Here is a 2,431-nt window from a genome sequence, read left to right on the forward strand (position 1 = left end):
GCCCCGCTGAACCGCACGTTCCCCACCACATCCAGCCGCTCCGCCGGCGTCGCCGTCCCAATCCCCACATCCCCACCGGCCGTCACCCGCAGCCGCTCCACGTTGTTCGTCACCACTATCAACGGCTGTGCATTCAACGACCCCAGCTTCTCCGTCCCACTCAACGTGTTGCCCCCCAATAACCATGCCCAATTCCCAATCAGCGCCCCTGCCCCAATCCTCTTCACATCCCCACTGCCGTCCAGTACCACAACATCGTCCGTCGCCAACCCCGTCGGCACCTGCCCTAACCGCACCGGCGATATCCCACCGCCCGGCCCCTCCACATGTAACCGCCGCACCGGCGAGGCCGTCCCAATTCCGACCTCCCCACTGCCTAACACCCGCAGCCGCTCTACCCCGTTGGTGCGCACAATCAGATCATTGGCCCCTACCACACTAATCCGCCCTGCCCCACCGCTAAACTCTACCTCGTTGGTGGCCGCCAACAAACTTACGCCCGTCCCTACCACCACCGACGTCCCAAACCGACCCGTCCGCCACCGCTGCCCTACAAGCCCCAGGTCGTACTGATCGTCCAACGTCGGCAGTACGTTCCCGGCCACGTTTACATTCCCCGTAATCGCCGCCCCGCCTGCCGTCACCGTCAACTGCCCATCAAACTGACCCGTGCCTGCTACATGCAGCAGTGCGGACGGACTGGTTGTGCCTATCCCAACGTTGGTCCCGTCATCGTAAATCAGCGAGTTCCCTAAGGAGGGAACGGTGTTACTGGTCCATTTGACTACCTGGTTCTGTATCCACCCCGGAGGGGTATACACTAACTGGTAAAAAGGTGACGGCGGAGGCGTGATAGTAAGCAACTGTGGGGGCGGCACAGCCCCAGGGTCTGGCTGCAGGATAACTCCACCCCCGCTGGAATTAGTCAGTATCAGCTGGCTTGCCCCTAATCCCTGAGCATGGAGAGCAGTATGGGTACATACAAGCGCTGCGAGAACTGCCAGTAGCCGCTTCATCGTGTATCCCTCCGCAGTCGGTTCAACTTTCGCTTACGGGTTGATGATGATGTAGTGAATGGAGTACCCGGCGGGAATCACCGCCGAGGATTCCACCACGATTGTATTAGCAGGAGTGGGATTAATAGCCGTGACCATCAGCGGATAGATGGTCCCTCCACCAGGCCCCACCAGCGTCACCGTTACGATGGCGCCGGGCTGAATAGTCCCAGCAGCAGGAATCGTGAATGTGTTTGTACCTCCTGGAACCGAGAAGCTGCCTCGAACGATCACCGGCGCCAGGAGTGCTGCAACCGTGCTCTTGGTGACGTCGCCCGTACCGGGCTCTATCCGCAACACCTCGTCCGTTGCCGCCGCCGTCGGCACATTCTCCAACCGCACCGGTGACGTCCCTCCTACCCCTACCACATGCAGTGGCCGCTGTGGACCCAGTAGCCCTGTCCCAATCCCCACTTGCCCCGCCTCATCGATCACCCCCAGCACATTCCCCCCTGCATCCTGCCACTCCAGCAGGTTCGTGCTCTGTGTTGTACTTGCCTGGATAATCATCAGCGTAGAGCCGGCAGCATCCTGGACATGGAGCTCCTGACCAGATGCTGAGGGAGTTCCCGTTCCAATGTGGACAGTTCCGTCTTCAAAGAACGCCGTCACTGCACCACCCCCATGCACATGTAGCGGCGCTATCGGCGCGGTCTGGATGCCCACAAACCCCGAGTTATCTATCCGACCTATCACCGTCCCCCCTGCATTCTGCCACTGCAGCAGGTCTGTCCCCCCTTGGCTCGTCCCCGCCTGGATGATCACCTGTGTCGCACCAAGCGCATCCTCAACATGCAGCTCCTGCCCCCCTGCTGCAGAGCCTCCCGTCCCAATGTAGACAGTCCCCTCCTCAAAGACCGCCGTCAACACACCACCCCCATACACATGTAGCGGCGCTCGCGGCGCGGTCTGGATCCCCACAAACCCCGACGCATCTATCCGCCCCCGCACATTCCCCCCTGCATCCTGCCACTGCAGCAGGTCCGCTGTCCCTTGCGCGTTCCCTGCCTGTATCACCACCTCCGTTGCCCCAGGATCGTCCCAGATGGACAGCTCCGGTCCCGCCGTGTTCCCACCTGCACCGACCGTCCCAATCCGGACCGTCCCACCCTCAAACACGGCCGTAAACGGCGTCGTCTTCACATGCAACGCATACTGTGGACTCAACCCCGTCCCGATCCCCACAAACCCGCTGGCATCAATCACCCCGTAGGCGTTCCCCCCTGCATCCTGCCACTCAAATAGGTTCACCGCCTGCCCACCACCGGCACGCACTATGAACTGCGTCTGTCCAGCTCCCGGCGCCCCCAACACCTCCAACCGTGTTGTCCCACCTCCAGCCTGATTCTGCACCCGTACCTCCCCGCTCCCCAGCA

The 2,431-nt window shown here is 61.7% G+C and carries 2 protein-coding genes; both read right to left on the reverse strand.

The window, feature by feature from the left end:
- The coding region (locus NZ960_08550; GenBank protein MCS7177640.1) for a hypothetical protein at nucleotides 1-1,016 on the reverse strand (1,016 nt) is incomplete at its 3' end.
- A 33-nt stretch (nucleotides 1,017-1,049) separates the two neighbouring features.
- The coding region (locus NZ960_08555; protein MCS7177641.1) for a hypothetical protein at nucleotides 1,050-2,431 on the reverse strand (1,382 nt) is incomplete at its 5' end.

It is taken from the genome of Candidatus Kapaibacterium sp., from assembly GCA_025059875.1.
Taxonomy (GTDB): Bacteria; Bacteroidota; Ignavibacteria; order Kapaibacteriales; family HRBIN21; genus HRBIN21.